General features: G+C 64.1%; 4 protein-coding genes. All 4 read left to right on the top strand.

All coding sequences use genetic code 11. The features are described from left to right. Positions 1-250 precede the first annotated feature (250 nt). Positions 251-751 carry a tripartite tricarboxylate transporter TctB family protein gene (locus tag B4E36_RS18285; protein WP_230718313.1) on the top strand — a complete coding sequence of 167 codons (501 nt, stop codon included), beginning with the start codon at positions 251-253 and terminating at the stop codon, positions 749-751. Then, positions 748-2,286 (top strand): tripartite tricarboxylate transporter permease, encoded by a 1,539-nt coding sequence (locus tag B4E36_RS18280; RefSeq protein WP_292055565.1) that lies wholly within the window; start codon positions 748-750, stop codon positions 2,284-2,286. Before B4E36_RS18285 ends, B4E36_RS18280 begins: the two co-directional genes overlap by 4 nt. 12 nt (positions 2,287-2,298) lie before the next feature. Beyond that, entirely contained in the window at positions 2,299-2,955 is a 657-nt protein-coding gene (locus B4E36_RS18275) for a TetR/AcrR family transcriptional regulator (protein WP_292055564.1), read from the top strand. Then, positions 2,955-3,734, top strand: a 780-nt coding sequence (locus tag B4E36_RS18270) for a sugar phosphate isomerase/epimerase family protein (RefSeq protein ID WP_345900651.1), incomplete at its 3' end; no start/stop codon positions are given. The genes B4E36_RS18275 and B4E36_RS18270, both read left to right, overlap by 1 nt.

Here is a 3,734-nt window from a genome sequence, read left to right as displayed (position 1 = left end):
GCAGAGAGGGGTGAACCCTCTCGATAGGGTCGGAGCTTGCGGTTTTTAGGGCTTACGCCCTTTACCCCTCTCTGTCGCTTTCGCGACATCTCCCCCTCAAGGGGGGAGATTGTTGGTGGAGAGGCTCGCTGAGAACGCCAAGCCTTGGTCCGCTGAAAGGCCGCGCGAGTAGCCTATCGGGCGTTGCGACCATAAAAAAACAAACCGGGGCGGCGGTGCCGCCGCCTCATCCCGTTTCCTCGGAGGCTTCATGCTGAAAATCCGCTCCGTCGACATTGCCGTCTCGACCATCCTGCTCGCCGTCGGGATTGCCCAGCTCATTGGCGGCTACACCATGGACCGGCTGGAAGTCCGGCACATTCCGCCGGCAAGCTTCCCGGGCCTGCTGCCGATCGTGCTTGGCATCGCCATGACCATCGTGGCCGGCCTTCAACTCATCGGCCTCCTGCGCAGCCGGGATGGCGACGACGAGCGCCGGGCGAGCGGCATGGTGACCCGCGAGGAACTGGTGCGGCTTTCCGGGCTCATTGCCCTTTGCGCGATCTACGCGATCGTGCTGGTCGGGCGCGTGCATTTCTGGGTGGCGAGCAGCCTGTTCGTCGCCACCTTCATCCTGGCTTTCGAGTTTTCGCCCGGCATGCCGCGGCGCGCCATGATCATCACCATCGCCCGCGCGCTGGTGATTGCGATCGTCTTCGGCGGCGCGGTGTCATACCTCTTTGAAGATCTGTTTCTGGTGCGCCTGCCATGACCCCCGTGATCGACGCGCTCGCCAGCGCCTTTTCCGAACTCACCACGCCGATGATGCTGTTCAACGTCGTCTGGGCGACGCTGCTCGGCATCTTCGTCGGCGCGCTTCCCGGCCTGACGGCGACGATGGGCGTGGCACTCCTGACGACGCTCACCTATTCGCTCGACAGAAACACCGCGATCATGGTGCTGATCTGCATGTATGTCGGCGCGATCTATGGCGGCTCGCGCAGCGCCATCCTGCTCAATATTCCGGGAACGCCGGCGAGCGCCGCCACCGCGCTCGACGGCTTTCCGCTGGTGCGCAAGGGCAAGGGCTCGCTCGCCATGGCGATCGCCACGCTGGGCTCGATGCTCGGCACGCTGGTCGGCATCGCCATGCTGGTGTTGATCGCGCCGCCGCTCGCGGAAGCCGCCTTCGGCTTCGGCTCCTATGAATTCTTCTGGCTGGCGCTGTTCGGCATCATCATCTCCGGCCAGCTCACCCATTCCGGCGAACCGCTGAAGGGCTATATGGCCGGCCTGATCGGCCTGTCGGTGGCGATGATCGGCTCGGAAGGAATTCATTCCTATGTCCGCTTCAATTTCGGCATCCAGCAGATGAATGGCGGGATCGAACTGATTCCGGCCATGGTCGGGGCGTTCGGTTTTGCCGAAGTGCTGTTCGCTATGACGCTGCCGGCGGCCGAACTCGCCCGCAGCAAATCCGTGCCGGCGCCACTGAAGGAGCTGTTCTCCAGCGTCTGGCGCTACAAGCGTACGGTGCTGGAATCCGGCATCATCGGCACGCTGGTCGGCATCATTCCGGGCGTCGGCGAGGATATCGGCGCCTGGGGCTCCTATGCCGCGGCCAAGCGCCATTCGAAGGAGCGCGACGAATTCGGCAAGGGCAGCCAGGAAGGGCTGATCGCGGCAGAAACGGGCAATTCCGCGGTGGTGCCCGGCTCGCTGATCCCGACGCTGACACTCGGCGTGCCGGGCTCGGCATCGGCCGCCGTGCTGATCGCGGCGCTGTTCCTGCATGGCGTGCGCCCCGGGCCGATGATCATGTTCGACCAGCCCGACATGATCTACACCATTGCCGTGATGCTGATCTTCGCCACGATCGCCATGGGCGTGTTCGGCATGGCGCTGACGCCGCTCTTCGTCAGGGTGCTTCAGATCCCGCGCACGATCCTGATGCCGATGGTGTTCACCCTCTGCGTCATCGGTCCCTATGCACTGTCCCAGCGGATTTTCGATATCTGGGTGATGTTCGCCTTCGGCGTCGGCGGCTATATCCTGCGCCGCCTGAACTACCCGATGGCGCCGCTGGTGCTCGGCATTATCCTCGGTGCGCTGCTGGACAAGAGCTTGCGACGCGGGCTGATCCTGTCCAATGGCGATATCACCGCCTTCTTCACGCGGCCCGTTTCGGCCGGTTTCGCGGTGCTGATCGCGCTCACCATCCTGTTCTCGATTCCCGCCGTCCGCCGGTTTGCAAGCTTCAAACGCTGGCGCGGCGATGCTAACGGGGAAGACGCGAAGACGAAATAGGGAGAAACGGGCGTGGCGAGGCGGACAGCGGTAAAGACGAAACGGGGAACGCGCGATGCGGAGGCTTCGCGCGCGGCAATCCTCCAGGCGGCGCTCGACGAATTCTCGTCGGTCGGCTATGACGGCGCCCGCGTCGACCGCATCGCCGCCGAGGCCGGCCTGTCGAAACCGCTGCTCTACGACTATTTCGGCGACAAGGACGAGCTCTACAAGGCAGCGTTGCGCGAGGCCTATGTGCAGATTCGCGCCGGCGAGGAAAAGCTGGCGCTCGAGGCGCTGTCGCCGGAGGATGCGGTCGGGGCGCTGGTGATGTTCACCATGACCCATTTTCGCACCCGGCCCTGGTTCATCACCATGCTGAACACCGAGAACCTGCGGCAGGGCTCCTCCGTCGGCAAGATCGGCGACCGGCGCGAGATCCAGTCGAAGCTTCTGATCAAGCTTGAGGAAGTGCTCAAACGGGGTTGGAAAGACGGGGTTTTCCTGCGGAAGGCCGAGCCGGTGGAAGTCTATCTGATGATCGCCTCGCTCTGCTATTTCCCGGTCTCCAACCGCTTCACGCTCGCCGAGGTCTTCGGCTTCGACGCCAGCGAAGAGGGCCTCAACGCCCATGCCCGCCGCGCCACGGAGGCGGTCGTCGGCTGGCTCAAGCAGAAAGGCGAAAGCTGATGCCCCGCCTTGTCTGCTGCAACGAACTGCTGAGCCGGGAAGGTCTCGATTTTCGGGCGCAGTGCCGGTTTGCGAAGGCCGTCGGCTTTGACGCGCTGGAGCTTGCGATCGAGAGCTTTCCCGCTGACCCGCTCCGCCTTTCGGAGAGTGAGGTGAGGGCGATGCGGCAGACGGCGACCGATGAAGGCATGGAGATTGCCGGCCTGCACTGGCTGCTGTCCTCCGCCCCGGCGCTTTCGATTACGGACCCCGCTGTCGCCGAAGAGACGACGGACTACCTGCTAAGGCTCGTTGACATCTGCGCCGCGCTCGGCGGCCATGTGCTCATCCACGGCTCGCCCCAGCAGCGCCGCCCGCTTGCCGGCATCGCGGGTGCGGCGACCTATGACCATGCGGCGAAACTGTTCGCGCCCGTCGCCCGCGCCTGTCACGACGCCGGCCTGACCTATTGCATCGAACCGCTTTCGCGCGACCAGACGCCGTTCATCAACACCCTGGCGGATGCCCGCCGGCTTGTCGAGATGGTCGGATCTCCGGCATTCAAGACCATGCTCGACTGTTCCTCGGCGGCCCTTACCGAAGAGGAAAGCGTGCCGGCGCTGATCGAAAAATGGATGCCGACCGACCTGATTGCCCATGTGCATCTCAACGACAGCAATCGCGGCGCGCCGGGCACAGGAGCCGATGATTTTTCGGCCATCATTGCCGCGATCATAGCGAGCGGATATGGCGGGGACCTTTCGGTCGAACCGTTTACCACCTGCGTCAGCGCGGAAGTG

Source organism: Martelella sp. UBA3392, assembly GCF_002358775.1.
Lineage (GTDB): Bacteria > Pseudomonadota > Alphaproteobacteria > Rhizobiales > Rhizobiaceae > Martelella > Martelella mediterranea.
This window is presented reverse-complemented; position numbering and strand designations above follow the sequence as displayed.